General features: G+C 60.5%; 18 protein-coding genes. 15 read left to right on the forward strand and 3 right to left on the reverse strand.

What is annotated here, in order from left to right; genetic code table 11:
- Positions 1 to 115 precede the first annotated feature (115 nt).
- A complete protein-coding gene (locus HWE01_RS18765) occupies positions 116 to 331 on the forward strand; it encodes a hypothetical protein (protein ID WP_241822558.1) in 216 nt (71 codons plus the stop codon).
- Here HWE01_RS18765 and HWE01_RS18770 read toward each other — a convergent pair.
- Both HWE01_RS18770 and HWE01_RS18775 read right to left on the reverse strand, forming a co-directional pair.
- Positions 321 to 623: a 2Fe-2S iron-sulfur cluster-binding protein gene (locus HWE01_RS18770; protein ID WP_034351717.1), complete on the reverse strand. Its 303-nt coding sequence runs from the start codon at positions 621 to 623 to the stop codon at positions 321 to 323. The two genes, HWE01_RS18765 and HWE01_RS18770, sit on opposite strands and share 11 nt — an antisense overlap.
- Before the next feature lie 448 nt (positions 624 to 1,071).
- Complete coding sequence (locus tag HWE01_RS18775; protein ID WP_008333910.1) at positions 1,072 to 1,956, reverse strand: LysR family transcriptional regulator; 885 nt, start codon at positions 1,954 to 1,956, stop codon at positions 1,072 to 1,074.
- A gap of 293 nt (positions 1,957 to 2,249) precedes the next feature.
- On the opposite strand from HWE01_RS18775, the gene HWE01_RS18780 reads away from it, so the two are divergent.
- From HWE01_RS18780 to HWE01_RS18845, 14 genes are all read left to right on the forward strand, one after another.
- Complete coding sequence (locus HWE01_RS18780; RefSeq protein WP_008333908.1) at positions 2,250 to 3,761, forward strand: CoA-acylating methylmalonate-semialdehyde dehydrogenase; 1,512 nt, start codon at positions 2,250 to 2,252, stop codon at positions 3,759 to 3,761.
- An 81-nt stretch (positions 3,762 to 3,842) separates the two neighbouring features.
- A complete protein-coding gene (locus tag HWE01_RS18785; protein ID WP_008333904.1) occupies positions 3,843 to 5,462 on the forward strand; it encodes a GMC family oxidoreductase in 1,620 nt (539 codons plus the stop codon).
- A 212-nt stretch (positions 5,463 to 5,674) separates the two neighbouring features.
- Positions 5,675 to 6,445: an ABC transporter ATP-binding protein gene (locus HWE01_RS18790; RefSeq protein ID WP_034351715.1), complete on the forward strand. Its 771-nt coding sequence runs from the start codon at positions 5,675 to 5,677 to the stop codon at positions 6,443 to 6,445.
- A 29-nt stretch (positions 6,446 to 6,474) separates the two neighbouring features.
- Positions 6,475 to 7,203 (forward strand): ABC transporter ATP-binding protein, encoded by a 729-nt coding sequence (locus HWE01_RS18795; protein ID WP_034351713.1) that lies wholly within the window; start codon positions 6,475 to 6,477, stop codon positions 7,201 to 7,203.
- Positions 7,204 to 7,392: 189 nt separating this feature from the next.
- A complete protein-coding gene (locus tag HWE01_RS18800; RefSeq protein ID WP_008333899.1) occupies positions 7,393 to 8,601 on the forward strand; it encodes an ABC transporter substrate-binding protein in 1,209 nt (402 codons plus the stop codon).
- Between the two features lie 131 nt (positions 8,602 to 8,732).
- Positions 8,733 to 9,617 (forward strand): branched-chain amino acid ABC transporter permease, encoded by an 885-nt coding sequence (locus HWE01_RS18805; protein ID WP_008333897.1) that lies wholly within the window; start codon positions 8,733 to 8,735, stop codon positions 9,615 to 9,617.
- A 12-nt stretch (positions 9,618 to 9,629) separates the two neighbouring features.
- Positions 9,630 to 10,610 (forward strand): branched-chain amino acid ABC transporter permease, encoded by a 981-nt coding sequence (locus tag HWE01_RS18810; protein WP_241822559.1) that lies wholly within the window; start codon positions 9,630 to 9,632, stop codon positions 10,608 to 10,610.
- A gap of 301 nt (positions 10,611 to 10,911) precedes the next feature.
- The gene (locus HWE01_RS18815) at positions 10,912 to 11,673 is read left to right on the forward strand and encodes a sulfite exporter TauE/SafE family protein (protein WP_008333886.1); all 762 of its coding nucleotides are present in this window, start codon (positions 10,912 to 10,914) and stop codon (positions 11,671 to 11,673) included.
- Between the two features lie 307 nt (positions 11,674 to 11,980).
- On the forward strand, positions 11,981 to 13,909 hold the full coding sequence (gene mnmG, locus HWE01_RS18820; RefSeq protein WP_241822560.1) for a tRNA uridine-5-carboxymethylaminomethyl(34) synthesis enzyme MnmG: 1,929 nt from the start codon (positions 11,981 to 11,983) through the stop codon (positions 13,907 to 13,909).
- Positions 13,910 to 13,961: 52 nt separating this feature from the next.
- The gene (gene rsmG / locus HWE01_RS18825) at positions 13,962 to 14,624 is read left to right on the forward strand and encodes a 16S rRNA (guanine(527)-N(7))-methyltransferase RsmG (RefSeq protein ID WP_241822561.1); all 663 of its coding nucleotides are present in this window, start codon (positions 13,962 to 13,964) and stop codon (positions 14,622 to 14,624) included.
- Positions 14,624 to 15,175, forward strand: coding sequence for a lipocalin family protein (locus HWE01_RS18830; RefSeq protein WP_008333880.1), 552 nt, complete (start codon positions 14,624 to 14,626; stop codon positions 15,173 to 15,175). Before rsmG ends, HWE01_RS18830 begins: the two co-directional genes overlap by 1 nt.
- A 69-nt stretch (positions 15,176 to 15,244) precedes the next feature.
- The gene (leuE, locus tag HWE01_RS18835) at positions 15,245 to 15,877 is read left to right on the forward strand and encodes a leucine efflux protein LeuE (protein ID WP_008333879.1); all 633 of its coding nucleotides are present in this window, start codon (positions 15,245 to 15,247) and stop codon (positions 15,875 to 15,877) included.
- 18 nt (positions 15,878 to 15,895) lie between these two features.
- Positions 15,896 to 16,666, forward strand: a complete 771-nt coding sequence (locus HWE01_RS18840; protein WP_008333877.1) for a ParA family protein — start codon at positions 15,896 to 15,898, stop codon at positions 16,664 to 16,666.
- Positions 16,667 to 16,707: 41 nt separating this feature from the next.
- A complete protein-coding gene (locus tag HWE01_RS18845; RefSeq protein WP_241822562.1) occupies positions 16,708 to 17,619 on the forward strand; it encodes a ParB/RepB/Spo0J family partition protein in 912 nt (303 codons plus the stop codon).
- A gap of 84 nt (positions 17,620 to 17,703) precedes the next feature.
- Here HWE01_RS18845 and HWE01_RS18850 read toward each other — a convergent pair whose 3' ends face one another.
- Complete coding sequence (locus HWE01_RS18850) at positions 17,704 to 19,260, reverse strand: glucan biosynthesis protein G (protein ID WP_081486121.1); 1,557 nt, start codon at positions 19,258 to 19,260, stop codon at positions 17,704 to 17,706.
- Positions 19,261 to 19,365: the final 105 nt, after the last annotated feature.

The raw sequence follows: 19,365 nt of genomic DNA on the forward strand, positions 1-19,365 counted from the left end.
ATTTTATAAACAGCTTGGATTTAAAGCCTAAGCGCGCGAGCTTTCGCCCGCGACGCGGCTTGGCCTGCAGTCGGTCAGCGACCACTGTCACTGCCTGTGCGTAGAGGCAAGCTCAATGCAGCAAGAAAAGAGAAAACACGGAGCGCTGGTCTCGGAGGCACTGGTGGGCTCGCCAAGGCGCAAGGGGATAAGACAGGCAGGGGGCATGCTGCTGTGGAAAACAAAGAGCGCCTGCGACCGCTGCCGGGGCTCTGTTGCCTTTTTTTATCCACAGGGCGGCCTGAAATGGTCTGCGCTGGCCAGCAGCGGTGGACAAGACATCAAGCGCTGAGGTCGAGCGCTCCAGGGACTTCCAGCACCAGGTCGCTAGACGCCTGGGCCACGCAGGGCAGGATCCAGCCTTCAGCCTTCTCTTCGCGGGTCAATCCTGGCCATTCGATCTGGTACGCGATGTCGCCTGTGGACAATTTGCACATGCAGGTCCGGCAAGTGCCATTCCGACAAGAGTTGGGCAGTCGGATACCGGCACGCAACCCGGATTGCAAAATCGACAGTCCAGGAACTTGTTCAAATTGCAAACCCGAGGGTGAAATGGCGACGCGGAACGGTTTTGGGTTATCCATACCTTGTTTTTCGCGGGTTTGAAGGCGCCCTGTGGATAAGTCTCTGCATATCCGCTGGGCGTTTTGGGTATATCTCGCCGTTTTATCCACGGACGAAATTTTGTCCAGAATCTGTGCCTGGACAATGCAGAAGCTTACCAAGCGTTTATCAGAAAGCTAAAGTCTTGATTTTTTTCGTGTAAACCGACTTATCCACAGTTTTTGGCGACGTTAACTACTACTACTATTTATATATATCCACAGCTAAATTAAAGAACCGAAAGCGCGTGCGCAGTGGACATCTTTCCAAAAAGCTGGCTTTCAAGCACCAAAACCAGCAGAAAAGCCCTTGGCAAACCGATCAAGCGAAAGAACAGTCCTTTGGGTTCGGCAGGAAAACGAGGATCTCAAGTCCTTGTTGCCTGTATTCAGGCCAATTCAATATCTTTTCGGCAAGTTATTGGCAGACTTACGATTGCCAGACTTGCTGCAACAGCTGGAAAACCGCCCTGATGGCAGCCTCATGTTGTCTTTTTTCTAATGTAATGAAGCTCAGTTCAGTCGACAGATCGACTGCATCGGCGATCACCAGCCCGTGGGCGTGTGCCTGGTTGAGTGCGATCGACTCGCGCGCCAGTGACAGGCCCACCCCTGACTTGACCAGATCTAGCATCGACGACTCCTGGTCGACGAGGGCAACAGTCTGCGGCTTTACCTGATGTTGCGCGAAGATCTTGCTTAATAGACGATGATGTGCGGATTCTGCCGGAGTCCATATCCATGGCAGGCGCGCCAGTTCCTTCCAGCCCTTGCCCGATACGCGGTTCTTCCAACCGGCTGGTGCAATGACGTTGTAGCTGAAGGAGGTCAGCGTCATGGCATGAAACCCCTTGCCGGGGTCGCCCAGGAAAAAGCCCACGTCCAGACGGCCGGCCCTGACTTCGTTGAGCACCGAACCCGACATGTGGTGGGACAGCTGGGTCGACAATTGCGGATGGCGTTCCACCAGCAATTTCAGAAAGGCGCCGAGGCGAATGAATTCCGGATCCAGAATGGTCCCGATGGCCAGGGTGCCGGAAACAATGTTGTCGTTCGAACGCAGGTCGGTCGCCTGGCGCCGCAATGCCTGGACATCGGCCAGCACGCGCTCGGCCAGCGGCAGCAGGGCATTGCCCTCGCCGGTGAGGACCATGCCGGATGCACTCCGATTGAACAAGGCAATGCCCAGACTTTCCTGCAAGGCCTTGATCTGCAGGCTCACGGCCGGTTGAGTCAGATGCAGCTTCTCGGCTGCCCGGGTCAGGTTACCTTCATGGGCAACTGCAATAAATGCGCGTAACTGGGTGAGATCCATCGTCTTCTCCCGCCTTTGATCCCTCTTCTTGTCCTTGCTGGATGTGGATAAACCGGTGGATATCCCGGTGTACAGCTTGTGAGGATCTTGTGGGTAGCGTGTGTACAAGAAAGTCCAGATTATAAGCAATCTTTATATTGCTCTTGATAATTCCTCATTGGATGTGCTGCGGGCAGACGACTATTCTTGCTCTTCCACGCCATGGACCCGTCATGATGACGGACTGGCCCGCTTGCAGGAGGGCGCAGGAGACAGCGCCGTCCACCATTGTCCAAAACACCAAAGGAAACCTTATGAGCCGCCCGCACATCGATCACTTCATCAATGGCCAGATTTCCCGCTCCGAGAGCGGTCGCAGCCAGGACGTCTTCAACCCGGCCACGGGCGCGGTTACGGCCAAGGTCGCGCTGGCTTCGGTGCAGGAGGTCAATGCGGCGGTGGCCGCCGCCAGTGCTGCCGCCCCGGCCTGGGCCGAGACGGCGCCCTTGAAGCGTGCGCGGGTGCTGTTCAAGTTCAAGGAACTGATCGAGCAGAACCACGATGCCCTGGCCAAGGCCATCACGCTGGAACATGGCAAGGTGTTTTCGGATGCGAAAGGGGAGGTCACGCGCGGTCTGGAGATCGTCGAATTCGCCACCGGCATCCCGCAACTGTTGAAGACCCAGTTCACCGACAACATCGGCGGCGGTATCGACAACTGGAACCTGCGTCAGCCCCTGGGCGTGACGGCCGGCATCACCCCGTTCAACTTCCCGGTGATGGTGCCGCTGTGGATGGCGCCCGTGGCCATCGCCACCGGCAACAGCTTCGTGTTGAAGCCCTCCGAGCGCGATCCTTCGCCCTCGCTGATGCTGGCCGAACTGTTCAAGCGCGCCGGCCTGCCCGATGGCGTCTTCAACGTGGTCCAGGGGGACAAGGTGGCCGTGGATGCACTGCTGGAACATCCGGACGTGCAGGCGGTGTCCTTCGTGGGGTCCACCCCGATTGCCGAATACATTTACCGCAAGGCCACGGAGCGCGCCGGGACCTTCCCGCTGCGTGCCCAGGCCCTGGGCGGTGCCAAGAACCACCTGGTGGTGATGCCGGACGCCAATCTGGACCAGGCCGTCGATGCTCTCATCGGTGCTGCCTACGGATCGGCCGGCGAGCGCTGCATGGCGATTTCGGTGGCGGTAGCCGTGGGCAGCGTGGCCGACAAGCTGGTCGATGCCCTGATCCCGCGCGTCAAAGCGCTCAAGGTCAAGAACGGCATGGAAGACGATGCCGAGATGGGGCCGCTGGTCACTGCTGCCCACAAGGCCAAGGTCGAAGGCTACATCCAGAGCGGGGTGGATGCCGGTGCCAGGCTGCTGGTCGATGGCCGTGGCCTGAAGGTGCCGGGCCACGAGGAAGGATTCTTCATTGGCGGCACGCTGTTTGACAATGTCACGACCGACATGAAGATCTACCAGGAAGAAATCTTCGGTCCCGTGCTGTGTGTGGTGCGCGTGCCGGACTTCGCCTCGGCCGTGCAGCTGATCAATGCTCATGAATACGGCAATGGCGTCTCGCTCTTCACCGCCGACGGCAATACGGCGCATGAGTTCTCGCGCCGCATCCAGGTTGGTATGGTCGGCATCAACGTGCCCATTCCGGTGCCGATGGCCTGGCATTCCTTCGGTGGCTGGAAGCGTTCGCTCTTCGGTGATACCCATGCCTATGGCGAAGAGGGCATCCGCTTCTATACGCGCTACAAGTCCATCATGCAGCGCTGGTCGGCTACCATCGGCAAGGGGGCGGAGTTCACCATGCCGGTGGCGAAGTAAGCAGGGCGCTGGCCGCTTCCTCGCCGGGGCAGGGGGCGGCAGCAGACCACAAGACCACAAGAACAAGCAAGCGGAGACACCATGCAATCGGCAGGGCAATACGACTACATCATCATTGGCGCCGGCACCGCCGGTTGCGTCATGGCCAACCGGCTCTCGCGCCAGACCGGCAAGAAGGTGCTGCTCATCGAAGCGGGGGCCAAGGACGACTACATCTGGATCCATATTCCGGTGGGCTATCTCTACTGCATCAACAATCCGCGTACCGACTGGATGTTTCGCACCGAGGCCGATCCTGGTCTCAACGGCCGCAGCCTGATCTACCCGCGCGGCAAGGTGTTGGGGGGCTGCTCCTCCATCAACGGCATGATCTACATGCGTGGTCAGGCGCGTGATTACGATCACTGGGCCGAGGTCACGGGCGACGACAGCTGGCGCTGGCAGAACGTCCTACCGCTGTTCAAGAAGAGTGAGGACTACCATCTCGGTGCCAGCCAGTTCCACGGTGCCGGCGGTGAATGGCGCGTGGAGAAACAGCGCCTGCGCTGGGACATCCTCGATGCCTTCCGCGATGCGGCCGCCGAAAATGGCATTCCCAAGGTCGAGGACTTCAACTGCGGCGACAACGAGGGCTCTGGCTACTTCGACGTCAACCAGAAGCGCGGCGTGCGCTGGAACGCGTCCAAAGCCTTCCTGCGGCCTGCCATGAAGGATGGCAACCTCACCATCATGACCGGCTCCCACGTGAGCCGCCTGCGCATGGAGCAGGGCGAGCAGGGACCGGTGTGCACCGGTGTCGAATTCACCGGGGGCGGCAGTGCCTGGTTTGCCGAGGCCAAGGAGACCATCCTGTGCGCCGGTGCCATTGGTTCGCCGCACATCCTGCAGATGTCGGGTATCGCCGATCCGGTCCTGTTGCAGCAGCACCAGATTCCCGTGCAGCATGCGTTGCCGGGCGTAGGCGAGAACCTGCAGGATCACCTGCAGATGCGCATGGTCTTCAAGGTCGATGGCGTCAAGACGCTCAACGCCATGGCCTCGACCCTGGTCGGCAAGATGAGGATAGGGCTGGAATACCTGCTCATGCAAAGCGGTCCGATGTCGATGGCGCCTTCGCAGCTGGGCGCCTTCGCCAAGTCCGACGCCCGGCAGAGCAGCGCCAATCTGCAGTACCACGTGCAGCCGTTGTCACTGGAAAAATTCGGTGATCCGCTGCATGCCTTCCCGGCCTTCACCGCCAGCGTGTGCAATTTGCGTCCGACCTCGCGCGGTCATGTGCGCCTGGCCTCGACTGATCACGCACTGGCGCCCCGCATCACCACCAACTATCTCTCCACCGAAGAAGATCTCCAGGTCGCCGCCAATGCGTTGCGCCTGACCCGTCGCATCGCGGCCTCGCCTGCACTGGCGCGCTATCGGCCCGAGGAATACAAGCCCGGTACGCAGTATGAAAGTGAAGCGGATTTGTATCGCGCTGCCGGCGATGTGGGCACCACCATCTTCCATCCGGTGGGCACCTGTCGCATGGGGCGCAGCGATGACGCGATGGCCGTGGTCGACGCCCAATGCCGGGTGCGCGGCGTGTCAGGACTGAGCGTGGCCGATGCCTCCGTGATGCCCTCCATCACCTCCGGCAACACCAATTCGCCGACCGTCATGATCGCCGAGAAAGTCGCTTCCAGCCTGCTTTCCCGGGCATAAAACGGCAATTCTCAGGTGCTGAACCATACGGTACTTATACGTATTGTATGAATGGTACGAACCGGCTACTATGCGCCAAATATTAAAACGAGCTTCTCGATTCGCCAGTCATTAAGGGCGGTTCCTGAATCCAAAAGATTCAGATGATCCGCAGCAGGCAGGCCTTGACGACCGGACCCACCGGCGCGGGCATCAAAGGGAAAGAAGAGACCATGACAGACGTCATTCTGGAGACACGAAACCTGACGAAGGAATTCAAGGGTTTCACGGCAGTAAGCGCGGTCAACCTGCAAATTGAGCGCGGTCACATTCATGCCTTGATCGGCCCCAACGGTGCCGGCAAGACCACGTGCTTCAACTTGCTGACCAAGTTCCTGGTACCGACTTCGGGCCAGATCCTGTTCAACGGCAAAGACATCACCATGGATGCACCCGCGCAGATTGCGCGTCAGGGCATCATTCGTTCCTTCCAGATTTCCGCAGTCTTCCCGCACATGAGCGTGCTGGAAAACGTGCGCATCGGCCTGCAACGCAAGCTCGGTACTTCGTTTCATTTCTGGAAGAACGGCGAGAGCCTGAAGCAGCTCGACGAGCGCGCCATGCAGTTGCTCGACGAAGTGGACCTGACCAGTTTTGCCCGCACCACCACGGTGGACTTGCCCTACGGTCGCAAGCGTGCGCTGGAGATTGCCACGACGCTGGCCATGGAACCGGAACTGATGTTGCTGGACGAACCGACCCAGGGCATGGGCCATGAAGACGTGGACCGTGTCACCGCCCTGATCAAGAAGGTCTCGGCCGGTCGCACCATCCTCATGGTGGAGCACAACATGAGCGTGATCTCCGGCATCTGCGACCGCATCAGCGTGCTGCAACGGGGTGCGCTGCTGGCCGAAGGCAGCTATGAAGAAGTCTCGCGCAATCCGCAGGTGATGGAAGCCTACATGGGCAGCACCTCGGTCGAACTGCAAGGGGCCCACTGATGAGCACCGCCACCCTGAATGCTGATGCCATGACCACGTCTTCTTCTTCCGCACCGCTGGTGCTGCAGATCAGCGATCTGCAATCCTGGTACGGTGAATCGCACATCCTGCACAACGTCAACCTCAACGTCCACCAGGGCGAGGTGGTGACGCTGTTGGGCCGCAATGGCGCCGGTCGTACCACCACGATGCGTTCCATCATGGGACTGGTCGGTACCCGCAAGGGATCGATCAAGATCAACGGCCAGGAAACCATCAACCTGGCCACGCACAAGATCGCCCACCACGGCGTGGGCTACTGCCCGGAAGAGCGGGGCATCTTCTCCTCGCTCTCGGCCGAAGAAAACCTGATGCTGCCGCCCTTTGTTTCAAAGACGGACAAAGGCATGTCCATCGACGAGATCTACGAGATGTTCCCCAACCTGAAGGAACGTCGCAACAGCCAGGGCACGCGTCTGTCCGGTGGTGAACAGCAGATGCTGGCGGTGGCCCGCATCCTGCGTACGGGTGCGCGCCTGCTGTTGCTCGATGAGATTTCCGAAGGCCTGGCCCCGGTCATCGTGCAGGCTCTGGCGCGCATGATCACCACGCTCAAGGCCAAGGGCTACACCATCGTCATGGTCGAGCAGAACTTCCGCTTCGCCGCTCCCCTGGCCGATCGTTTCTATGTGATGGAACACGGCCAGATCGTCGAGTCCTTCGCTTCCTCGCAGCTGGAAGCAAAGATGCAGACCTTGAACGAACTGCTCGGCGTATGAGCATCGCGCCCGGGCAGCCTGTGTTGCTGCCTGAGCGACTGTCCCGATTTTTCCGGTATCACCAGCTTCACGACTAGAAGAAGTACTGGCAACAAGTACGTCCGCGGGGGTGAGCGACCCTCTCCCCGTTCCACCAAGTTGTCTCGCATCGAAATCATCAAGCGGGCTTCAAAACAGAGGAGATGAAAAATGAAACTCAAGGCAATGGCACTGGCCGTCACCGCAGCCGCTGCGGCATTCGCGACCGCGCCGGCTTCGGCACAGATCTCGGGTGATGTGATCAAGATCGGTTTCATCACCGATATCTCGGGTGTGTATTCGGACATCGACGGCCAGGGTGGTGCGGAAGCCATCAAGATGGCCATCGCCGACATGGGCGGTGCGATCAACGGCAAGAAGATCGAACTGCTGGTCGCCGATCACCAGAACAAGGCCGACGTGGCCGCCAGCAAGGCCCGTGAATGGTTCGACCAGCAGGGCGTAGATATGCTCATCGGTGGTACCAACTCCGGCACTGCCTTGGCCAGCGCCAAGGTCGCCGCCGAAAAGAAGAAGGTCTACATGCAGGTCGGTGCCGGCTCGGCCCGTCTGACCAACGAAGAATGCTCGCCCTACACCGTGCACTACGCCTATGACACCGTGGCCCTGGCCAAGGGTACCGGTTCGGCCGTGGTCAAGCAGGGCGGCAAGAGCTGGTTCTTCCTGACAGCCGACTATGCCTTCGGCCACTCGCTGGAATCCGATACCGCCAACGTCGTGAAGGCTTCCGGCGGCACCGTGGTGGGTTCGGTCAAGCACCCGCTGGGCGCGTCGGACTTCTCCTCCTTCCTGCTGCAGGCACAGAGCTCCAAGGCCCAGATCATCGGCCTGGCCAACGCCGGTGGCGACTTCATCAACTCGGTGAAGGCCGCCAACGAGTTCGGCATCACCAAGACCGCCAAGCTGGCCGGCCTGCTGGTGTTCATCAACGACGTGCACTCGCTGACCCTGAAGAACACCGAAGGTCTGTACCTGACCGACAGCTGGTACTGGGACACCAACGACGAGACCCGCGCCTTCGCCAAGCGTTACTTTGCCGAGCGCAAGAAGATGCCGTCCTCCCTGCAAGCGGCTGACTATTCGGCTGCGCTGCAGTACCTGAAGATCGTCAAGGAAATCGGCAGCGATGACTCCGACAAGGTGCTGGCGGCCATGCGCAAGACCAAGTTCAACGACATGTACCAGAAGAACGGCTACCTGCGTGCCGATGGCCGCGTGGTCCACGACATGTACCTGTATCAGGTCAAGGCACCGTCGGAATCGAAGTATCCGTGGGACTACTACAAGCTGGTGCAGACCATCCCTGCCGAGCAGGCCTGGACCACCAAGGCCGAGTCCAAGTGCGCGGCCTGGAAGTAAGCAAGGCGTAGCACCGTAGCAGTAAGGCCATCGCACAGCCCAGCAAAATCTGTCATTTCTGTTCACGCGGGGATGGCAGATTTTTGCTGTAAGCGATGGCGTTTTTTACCCATCTGGATGAACGGGTTTTTATGGAACTATTCGGCATACCCCTGCAAGCCTTGTTGAGCCAGCTGCTGCTGGGCCTGGTCAACGGCTCCTTCTACGCCATGCTCTCGCTGGGTCTGGCGGTGATCTTCGGCTTGCTCAACGTGATCAACTTCGCGCACGGCACGCTCTACATGCTGGGCGCTTTCCTGGCCTGGATGGGCATGAGCTATTTCGGGCTCAACTACTGGGTCATGCTCATCCTCGCACCGATCCTGGTGGGCGCCTTCGGCATCGTCATCGAAAAGACCATGCTGCGCTGGCTCTACAAGCTGGATCACCTCTACGGCCTCTTGCTGACCTTCGGCATCACGCTGATGGTCGAGGGTATCTTCCGCTCCATCTATGGCGTCTCGGGCCAGCCTTATTCGGTGCCTGACCTGCTGCAGGGGGCGACCAATCTCGGCTTCATGGTGCTGCCCAACTATCGCGCCTGGGTCGTGGTGGCCTCGCTGGTGATCTGCTTCGCTACCTGGTTCGTGATCGAGAAGACCCGCCTGGGCGCCTATCTGCGCGCCGGCACCGAGAACCCCAAGCTGGTGGAAGCCTTCGGCATCAACGTGCCGCTCATGGTGACCCTGACCTACGGCTTCGGCGTGGCGCTGGCCGCCTTTGCCGGCGTGCTGGCCGCACCCGTGATCCAGGTTTCGCCGCTGATGGGTTCCAACCTCATCATTACCGTCTTCGCGGTGGTGGTGATCGGCGGCATGGGCTCCATCCTCGGTTCCATCATCACGGGCCTGATGCTGGGCCTGGTCGAGGGCCTGACCCGGGTGTTCTACCCGGAGCTGTCGGCCACCGTGGTCTTCATCATCATGGCCATCGTCCTGATGGTCCGTCCGGCCGGCCTGTTCGGCAAAGAGAAATAATCGGAGACCGGCATGAACAAGAAAATCGGAATTGCTGTTTTACTAATATTGTTGTTGGCGGCACCGTTCGGCATCTACCCGGTGTTCCTGATGAAGATGCTGTGCTTTGCGCTGTTCGCCTGCGCCTTCAACCTGCTCATCGGTTATACCGGCCTGTTGTCTTTCGGTCATGCTGCCTTCCTGGGCTGGGCCGGCTACCTGTGCGGCCAGGCGCTGAAGGTGTGGGGTTTGCCGACCGAACTGGGTCTGATCATTGGTACCCTGACCGGTGCCTTGATCGGCCTGGTCATGGGCTTGCTGGCGATCCGTCGTCAGGGCATCTACTTCACCATGATTACCCTGGCGCTGGCGCAGATGCTGTTCTTCGTGGCCTTGCAGCTGCCGTTTACGGGCGGTGAGGATGGCTTGCAGGGCGTGCCACGCGGCAAGCTGCTGGGCTTCCTGAACCTGGAAAACGACATGACCCTGTACTACGTCGTGCTGGTCATCGCCGTGGCGGGCTTTGCGCTGATCGTGCGGACCATCCATTCGCCCTTCGGTCAGGTCTTGAAGGCGATCAAGGAGAACGAGCCGCGTGCCGTCTCGCTGGGCTATGACGTGGCCCGCTACAAGCTGCTGGCCTTTGTGCTATCGGCTGGCCTGTCCGGGCTGGCGGGGGCCACCAAGACCCTGGTGCTGGGCTTCGAGACCCTGACCGACGTGCACTGGAGCATGTCCGGCCTGGTGGTGCTGATGACCCTGGTAGGGGGGCTGGGCACCATCCTCGGTCCCATCGTCGGTGCGGTCATCATCATCATGCTGGAGAACAAGCTGGGCGATATCGGCAACTGGCTGGCCAGCGTCACCCACATCGACTGGTTCAATACCCTGGGAGATTCGGTGACGATTGTGACCGGCTTCATCTTCATCGTTTGCGTGCTGGCCTTCCGCAAGGGCATCGTGGGCGAGATCCTGGCATTCATGGGCAAGGGGAAGGCCAAGGGATCGCACTAGTTCTTGCGCTGAACTTCAACGCTTCATCTGCCGCCGGCAAGTCACCTTGGGGTGATTTCCTGGCGGTAATTTTTTATCTTCATTTTCGGCGAACCAGAACAGCAGCCAGGTGTTTCGCAACAGTACGCGAAGCGTCATCCCTGTGGCTGATGCCATCCGGGGCAGGGCGGTAGAATGTGGCCGGCCTGCTCCATTCTTCATTTCACCGTCCGTCCATTCCCCCTCATCCCATGTTCAGTCCTGTTTCATCCCTTGCCGATTTTTCCGATTGTTTCTTCACTTCGTCAGCGGAGGGCAAGTAATGGTCGATTATGTGGTGTTGTGCTGCGCAGCCTTCGTGGCCGGCTTGATCGATGCCGTGGTGGGCGGAGGTGGACTGGTGTTGGTGCCGACCTTGTTCTCGGTCTTTCCCAATACCCCCCCGGCGACCTTGCTGGGGACGAACAAGGTCGCCGGCGTGATGGGCACCAGTGCCGCCGCGATCAACTTTGCGCGCAAGGTGGCCGTGCGCTGGAGTACCGTGACACCGGCTGCGATGGCAGCCTTTGCCTTCTCCTTTTTCGGTGCTTATGTCGTTACCCATATTCCGACCGATCTCATTCGCAAGGCATTGCCCTTCATCTTGATGGCGGTCGCCCTGTACACGCTGAAGAAGAAGGATTTCGGGACGACCCACGCGCCGACCCTGACGGGGAGTCGTGAAATGGTGTTCGCGGCCTTGATCGGTGCGGCGGTGGGTTTCTACGATGGGGTGTTCGGTCCGGGGACGGGGAGCTTCCTGGTCTTTCTCTTTGTCCGTGTATTCAGCTACGACTTTCTTTCGGCGTCTGCCGTCTCCAAGTTCGTCAACATTGCCACCAACCTGGCGGCTTTGTGCTGGTTCGGCTATAGCGGGCATGTGATCTGGCAATTGGGTTTGTTGATGGCGGTATTCAATATTGGGGGCTCGCTGGTGGGGACCCGCCTGGCGATGAAACATGGCAGCGTCTTTGTCCGCAAGTTGTTTCTCGTGGTGGTGGGGGCATTGATTCTCAAGTCGGGGTACGACGCCTTCCTTAAATAAGGGAGAAAACTTCACCGGTTGTTTCACGTGAAACAACCGGCCCCCGACCAGAAAGACGGAGCGCGCTGCTCCGTTTTTTTATTCATATAACGCCCTCGTGGGCAAAATCCAGCCTCACTGTTTCACGTGAAACAGTTCACGTGGATGTTTCATTGATCAGCTCCTGCTATCAATCTGGCCCGGCGATAGTGTCCAGCGGGGCAGGGAAGTGCGGTAAACCAACAGCCAAGGACCTCACCCCCGACCCCGTCAGATAAAAGGTCTTATAATCTCGCCTCTGTTCTCACCTCTACGCGAGGCCCGCATCATGCTATTCCCCACACAATTTGACGTCATCGTCGTTGGCGGCGGTCACGCCGGCACCGAAGCTGCACTGGCCGCAGCACGCATGGGCCAGAAAACCCTGCTCCTGACGCACAACATCGAAACCCTGGGCCAGATGTCCTGCAATCCCTCCATCGGCGGGATCGGCAAGGGCCACCTGGTCAAGGAAGTCGATGCCATGGGTGGGGCGATGGCCATTGCCACCGACGAGGCGGGGATCCAGTTTCGTATCCTGAATTCCTCCAAGGGTCCGGCCGTGCGCGCGACCCGTGCCCAGGCCGACCGTATCCTGTACAAGGCAGCGATCCGTTCGCGCCTGGAGAACCAGCCCAACCTGTGGCTGTTCCAGCAGGCCGTGGATGATCTGATGCTCGAAGGCGACCGCGTCGTCGGTGCCATCACCCAGGCCGGTATCCGTTTCGCGGGCAGGGCCGTAGTGTTGACCGCCGGGACTTTCCTGGATGGGAAGATTCACGTGGGCCTGAACAATTATTCCGGTGGCCGTGCCGGTGATCCGCCTGCGGTGTCGCTGTCGGCGCGCCTGAAGGAATTGAAGCTGCCGCAAGGCCGGCTGAAGACGGGTACGCCGCCGCGCATCGATGGCCGTACCATCAACCTGGCGATCCTGGAAGAACAGCCCGGCGACCTGGACCCGGTACCGGTGTTCTCCGTCATGGGCGATGCCGCCATGCACCCGCGTCAGATGCCGTGCTGGATCACCCATACCAACAGCCGCACCCACGACATCATCCGCGGCGGACTGGATCGCAGCCCCATGTACACCGGCGTCATCGAAGGCGTGGGCCCGCGTTACTGCCCTTCCATCGAGGACAAGATCCATCGTTTCGCCGGCAAGGATTCGCACCAGATCTACCTGGAACCCGAGGGCCTGACCACCCACGAGTTCTATCCCAACGGCATTTCCACCAGCCTGCCTTTCGATGTGCAACTGGAACTGGTGCGCTCGATGAAGGGCATGGAAAACGCCCACATCCTGCGTCCGGGCTATGCCATCGAATATGACTACTACGACCCGCGCGGCCTGAAGTCCTCGCTGGAAACACGCCAGGTGCAGGGTCTGTTCTTCGCCGGCCAGATCAACGGCACCACCGGATATGAAGAAGCGGCCGCCCAGGGCATGCTGGCCGGCATCAACGCCGCGCTGCAGACCCAGGGCCGTGAAGCCTGGACCCCGCGTCGTGATGAAGCCTACCTCGGTGTGCTGGTCGACGATCTGGTGACCCAGGGCGTGCAGGAACCGTATCGCATGTTCACCAGCCGTGCCGAGTATCGCCTCTCTCTGCGCGAAGACAATGCCGACCTGCGCCTGACCGAAATCGGCCGCGAACTCGGCTGCGTCGGCGATGCGCAATGGGAAGCCTTCGACAAGAAGCGCGAAGCTGTTTCACGTGAAATGGAACGCCTCAAGTCGACCTGGGTCAACCCGCGCATCCTGGCGGCCGCCGAAGCCGAGCGTGTGCTGGGCAAGGCCATCGAGCGCGAATACAACCTGCTGGACCTGCTGCGCCGTCCCAACGTGACCTACGATAGTCTGATGGGCCTGACCGGCACCGAGGGTCAAGCCCTGGCCGGCCCCGGCATCGAAGAGGGTCCGGTGCGCGAACAAGTCGAGATCCAGGTCAAGTACGCCGGTTACATTGCCCGCCAGGCCAACGAGATCAGCCGCCAGGATCACAATGAAAACCTGAAGCTGCCGGCTGAGCTCGATTACATGGATGTGAAGGCACTGTCCATCGAAGTGCGCCAGAAGCTCAACAAGCATCGTCCGGAAACCCTGGGCCAGGCCTCGCGCATTTCCGGCGTGACGCCTGCGGCGCTGTCGCTGCTGCTGGTGCACCTGAAGAAGGGTGGCCTGAAACAGCCGAGCGGCGCCGACAACCTGGCAGCGTGAAGAAAAATACCAGGCATCGCCCTCGAACCAGATCCAACCCAAGGCATCACGCATGAGCAACACTGCAGACCTGAACCTTTTGACCCATACCCTGAAGGAAGGCGCCCAGGCCATGGGCCTGACGCTTTCCGATGCCCAGATCGACAAGCTCATGGCATACCAGGCCCTGCTGGCCAAGTGGAACAAGGTCTACAACCTGACTGCCTTGCGCGACCCGGCGCAGATGGTCACGCATCATCTGCTGGATTCCCTGTCGGCGATGTCGGCCTTTGCCGGCGCCCGACGCGTGCTGGACGTGGGCGCGGGCGGCGGCCTGCCGGGCATCGTGCTGGCCATCTGGGCCGCCGAGGCGCAACCACAGATGCAGATCACCCTGGTCGACACCGTGCAGAAGAAAACCGCCTTCCTCAACCAGGTCAAGGCGCAATTGCATTTGAGCAATGTCGCGGTGCTGCATGCCCGTGTGGAGCAGTTGCCTGTCGAGCAACAATACGATGTCATCACGTCGCGCGCGTTTGCGGAACTCAAGGACTTCGTGACGTGGTCGAATCATCTCCTGCAACAAGGTGGTCAGTACATCGCCCTCAAGGGTGTGCTGCCGCAAGAGGAAATCGACCGGTTGCCGGCGGGGTGGACAGTGCGCCAAGTGCAGCCCCTGCAGGTACCGGGCCTGGATGCTGAACGGCATCTCATCTTCATGGAAAGAACGACCTGATGAACAAACTGAAACGGGCCCTGGTGGCCACCATGGTCTCGATGGCAGCCTATGGCGCGCTGGGCATGGCTTGCGTTCATGCCCAAGAGGTCAAGACGGTAGCTTCGGTGGACCTCAAGCGTTACGCCGGCAAGTGGTACGAAATCGCCAAGATTCCCAACAGCTTCCAGAAAAAGTGCATTTCCGGCACCAGCGCAGAGTATTCCGCGCGCGATGATGGCATGATCGATGTCGTCAACCGCTGCAAGACGGCCGACGGCATCGATGAAGCCAAGGGCGTGGCGCGGGTGGTCCCGGGCAGCAACAACAGCAAGCTGGAAGTGCGCTTTGCGCCGGCCTGGCTGTCCTGGATCCCGATGGTGTGGGGCGACTACTGGATCATGGACCTGGACGATCAATACACCCTGGCCACCGTGGGCAGCCCCTCGCGCGAATACCTGTGGATTCTCTCGCGCACGCCCACCATCAGCGACGAGCAATACGAGAACGCCCTCAACAACGCCACCAAGCAAGGTTTCGATACCGCGCGGGTGGTCAAGAGCAAACCGTAATACGGCACCTGAGATCAGGCCAGCGGCCCGGGCAGCAACCCGGGCCGCGCACATTCAAGGAGACCCACCATGCAGGCGATCTTTCATTCCCTCGGCATCACCGATATCTGGCAACTGATCGCCGCCACCATGGTGTTCCTGCTGCTGCCCGGTCCCGGTACCTTCTGCATGCTCACCTGCGCGGCCAAGGGCGGCTTGCGCGGCGGCTTCATGGCGCAGGCGGGCATCATGCTGGGCGACATCGTGCTGATGTTCCTGGCCGCGGCTGGCGTAGCCGCCTTGCTGCATGCCAATCCCTTGCTGTTCCACGGCCTGCAATACCTGGGCGCGGCCTATCTGGCCTACCTGGGCGGACGTCTCCTGTTTGCAAGAGGCGAGGGCGGTGGTACAGTCGTACCCTTTTCCAATGCCGCAGACTTCCGGCGCGGCTTTTTGGTCACCTTGTTCAACCCGAAAGCCATCGTGTTCTACATGGCCTTCTTCCCGCTGTTCCTGGATCCGGCCACGCAGCAAGGCGCGCTGACCTTCTTCACGATGGGCGCAGTCATCAGCAGTTGCACCTTCCTGTATGGTAGCTTCCTGGTCATCGTCGGCAATGCCGCCGCGCGCCGCATGGCCCGCAATCGCACCATCGCCAAGCTGGCTTCTCGCGCGGCAGGTATTTTCCTGATCGGTTTCGGCATCAAGTTGACCACGCAATAACGCTCACATAACAACGATATGGCAAAAATATTTTGTGTCGCCAACCAGAAAGGTGGCGTAGGCAAGACCACTACTGCGGTCAATCTCGCTGCCGGGCTGGCGCAACTGAACCAGCGCGTGCTGCTGGCCGACCTCGACCCGCAGGGCAATGCCACCATGGGTTCGGGCGTGAACAAGGCGACCCTGGAAGGCTCGATCTATGAAGTGCTGCTGGGCATGTCCGACATCCGTGCCGTGCGCAAGCGTTCCGAAGCCGGGGGCTTCGACGTGTTGCCCGCCAATCGCGAACTGGCCGGCGCCGAAGTGGAAATGGTCGAGCTGGAGCAGCGCGAGGCGCGCCTGAAGATGGCCTTCGCCCAGGTTGCCGAGGACTATGACTTCATCCTCATCGATTGCCCGCCCGCACTGTCCATGCTGACCTTGAACGGGCTGTGCTCGGCGCATGGCGTCATCATTCCGATGCAGTGTGAGTACTACGCATTGGAGGGGCTGTCGGACCTGGTCAACACCATCAAGAAGGTGCACGCCAAGCTGAACCCGGAACTGAAGGTCATTGGTCTGTTGCGCGTGATGTTCGATCCGCGCATGACACTGTCGCAGCAGGTCTCGGACCAGCTGGAACAGCACTTCGGCGACAAGGTCTTCAAGACCGTCATCCCGCGCAACGTGCGGCTGGCCGAAGCACCCTCGTATGGTCTGCCGGGCGTGACCTTCGATCCGCTGTCCAAGGGCGCGCAGGCTTATATCGCATTCGGCGCGGAAATGGTCGAGCGCATCAAGACGCTATAACCGGCCCCGTCATCACGCATCGTTTTTCATCAGGCAATCGCATGGCAACTTTACCGAAAAAATCCAAGGGTCTGGGACGCGGACTGGACGCGCTCCTGGGCGGATCCTCCGACATCACCGAAGAAGTCCAGGCGCAGGCCGCGCAGGGTCTGCCCACCGTGATGGCGGTCACCGAACTGCAGGCCGGCAAGTACCAGCCACGTACCCGCATGGATGAAGGCGCGCTCAACGAGCTGGCTGCCTCGATCAAGGAACAGGGCCTGCTGCAACCCATCCTGATCCGCGCCATCGGCCAGAAGAACGGTCGCGATACCTACGAGATCATCGCCGGTGAACGCCGCTTCCGCGCGGCCAAGATCGCCGGGCTGACCGAGGTGCCGGTGCTGGTCAAGAACGTGGATGACCAGACCACGGCCGCCATGGCCCTGATCGAAAACATGCAGCGCGAGGATTTGAATCCCCTGGAAGAAGCCCAGGGCATCCATCGCCTCATTACCGATTTCGCCTTCACGCACGAGCAGGCCGCGCTGGCCGTGGGGCGCTCGCGCAGTGCGGTCTCCAACCTGCTGCGCCTGTTGAACCTGGCCAAGCCGGTGCAGACCATGCTCATGGCCGGTGACATCGACATGGGCCACGCCCGTGCGCTGCTGGCCGTCGATTCGGCAACGCAGATCCAGCTGGCCAACCAGATCGTGGCCAAGCGCATGTCGGTACGCGATGCCGAGAAACTGGTCACCCGCGCCAGCGCCGAGCAGGCCGCCAAGCCGCGCGAAGCCAGGGACAAGTCTCGCGATATCGCACGCCTGGAAGAAGAACTCTCGGACCTGCTGGCCACCCAGGTCAGCATCAAGACCGGTGCCCGCAACAAGGGCCAGCTCATCATCAACTTCAACGACCTCGATGCCCTCGATGGCGTGATCGTGCGTCTGCGCGGGGAGTCGGTGGAGAGCTGATCGCGCCGGCAGGATGCACCAAACAAAATGGGCTGCCCGATTCGGAGCAGCCCATTTTTATTGATATAAATAATTTCCGAAATATCAGAAAGTCCGCTGTACATCCGAACGCGGCGGCAGCTGATAACTCCAGGTCTCGGTCAAGGGCTTGCCATTGGCCGTGAGTGCCGCGCGCAATTCCACGGCCTGCGCAACGTTACGAATCTTCACCCGCAGCGTCAGCCGCCAGCCATTGATGGCCGGATTGGGCTGCAGCTGGGCATCGATCAGTTCGCCATTGTTGGAAACGTTCACCTGCGGCTGAACCGTCGTCCCGGCGGGCAGCGAGCCCAGTGGTCCGCCGGTGAAATCCACCAGCAGGGCCGTGGTGCCATCGAAGGCGCGGATCAGGTTGGCCTGCGTGAGTTCGCCATCGGTATGGAAGGTCTGCTTGACCCAGCCCACTTCATTGTTGAGGATGGCCGGTTCATCCATGGTCCAGTGGATGCGGTAGTCATAGGCCAGCGGCGTGCCGCGCGGCGGCAGTTGCGCAGGCAGCCAGTAGGCCACGATGTTGTCGTTGGTCTCGTCGGCGGTGGGGATCTCCACCAGTTGCACGGCACCACGGCCCCAGTCACCCTTGGGCTCGATCCAGGCCGAGGGACGCAGGTCGTAGCGATCCTTGAGGTCTTCATAGGAGGCGAAATCGCGGCCCCGCTGCAACAGCCCGAAGCCGCGCGGATGGCTGACCTCGAAGGAACTCACTTCCACGTTCTGCGGATCGTTCAGCGGTCGCCACAGCCATTCACCATTGCCGGTATGGATCGCCAGGCCATTGGAATCATGGATGGCCGGACGGAAGTTGCGGCGCGAAGATTGCTGGTTGGGACCGAAGAGGAACATGCTGGTCAGCGGTGCAATGCCCAGGCGGCCCACGTCGGCGCGCAGGAACACGCGTGCCTGCACATCGAGCAGGGCATCCTTGCCCGGCGTGAGCGTGAACTTGTAGGCGCCGGTAGCGCGCGGTGAATCCAGCAGTGCATAGAAGGTCAGCTGCTTGTCGCCGGGGGCCGGACGCTGGATCCAGAATTCGGTGAAGCGGGGGAATTCCTCACCGCTCAACATGGCCGTATCGATCGCCAGTCCGCGTGCCGAGAGGCCATAGACCTGACCCTTGCCGATGACGCGGAAATAGCTGGCGCCCAGCACGCTCATGACCTCGTCTTCCTTGTCATCGCGGTTGAGCGGATAGACCACCCGGAAGCCGGCATAACCCAGATGGGCGGTGCTGCTCTTGGCCAGATTGAGGTCACCGAAGTTGAAGCGATCGGTGCTGTAGCCCACATCCTGCACGCGTCCATCGACGATTTCGTGGATCGCCACCGGCGAGTTGAACTGCATGCCCTGATGATAGAAGGCCAGCTTGAAGGGGGTAGGCTGGTTGCGCCATTCGAACTTGTCGCTCTTGGGCTGGATCTTCATGTAATCGGCGAACTGCATCGCCGCAAACGTCGGCGAGAGATTGCTCACCGGCTTCTGATAGGGTTTGGCGGCCAGTGCCTGGGCGCGGGCCACGGCCTGGTTGAGGTCGAAGCCTTGCGCGCTCTGTGCCTGCACCGAGGCAGCCAGCAGGCTTGCCGACAACACCAGCCCCTGCAGCAGGGGCCATTTCAATCCATGTCTGATCAATGTATTTCTCCACAAAGAAGCGGCGCGCGGGCATGTTGGCCAGCTACGCCGCTGTGTGCCTGCGCGTCCGGCAGGCAT

It is taken from the genome of Herbaspirillum sp. C7C8 (assembly GCF_022627875.1).
In the GTDB taxonomy this organism is placed as follows: Bacteria; Pseudomonadota; Gammaproteobacteria; order Burkholderiales; family Burkholderiaceae_D; genus Herbaspirillum.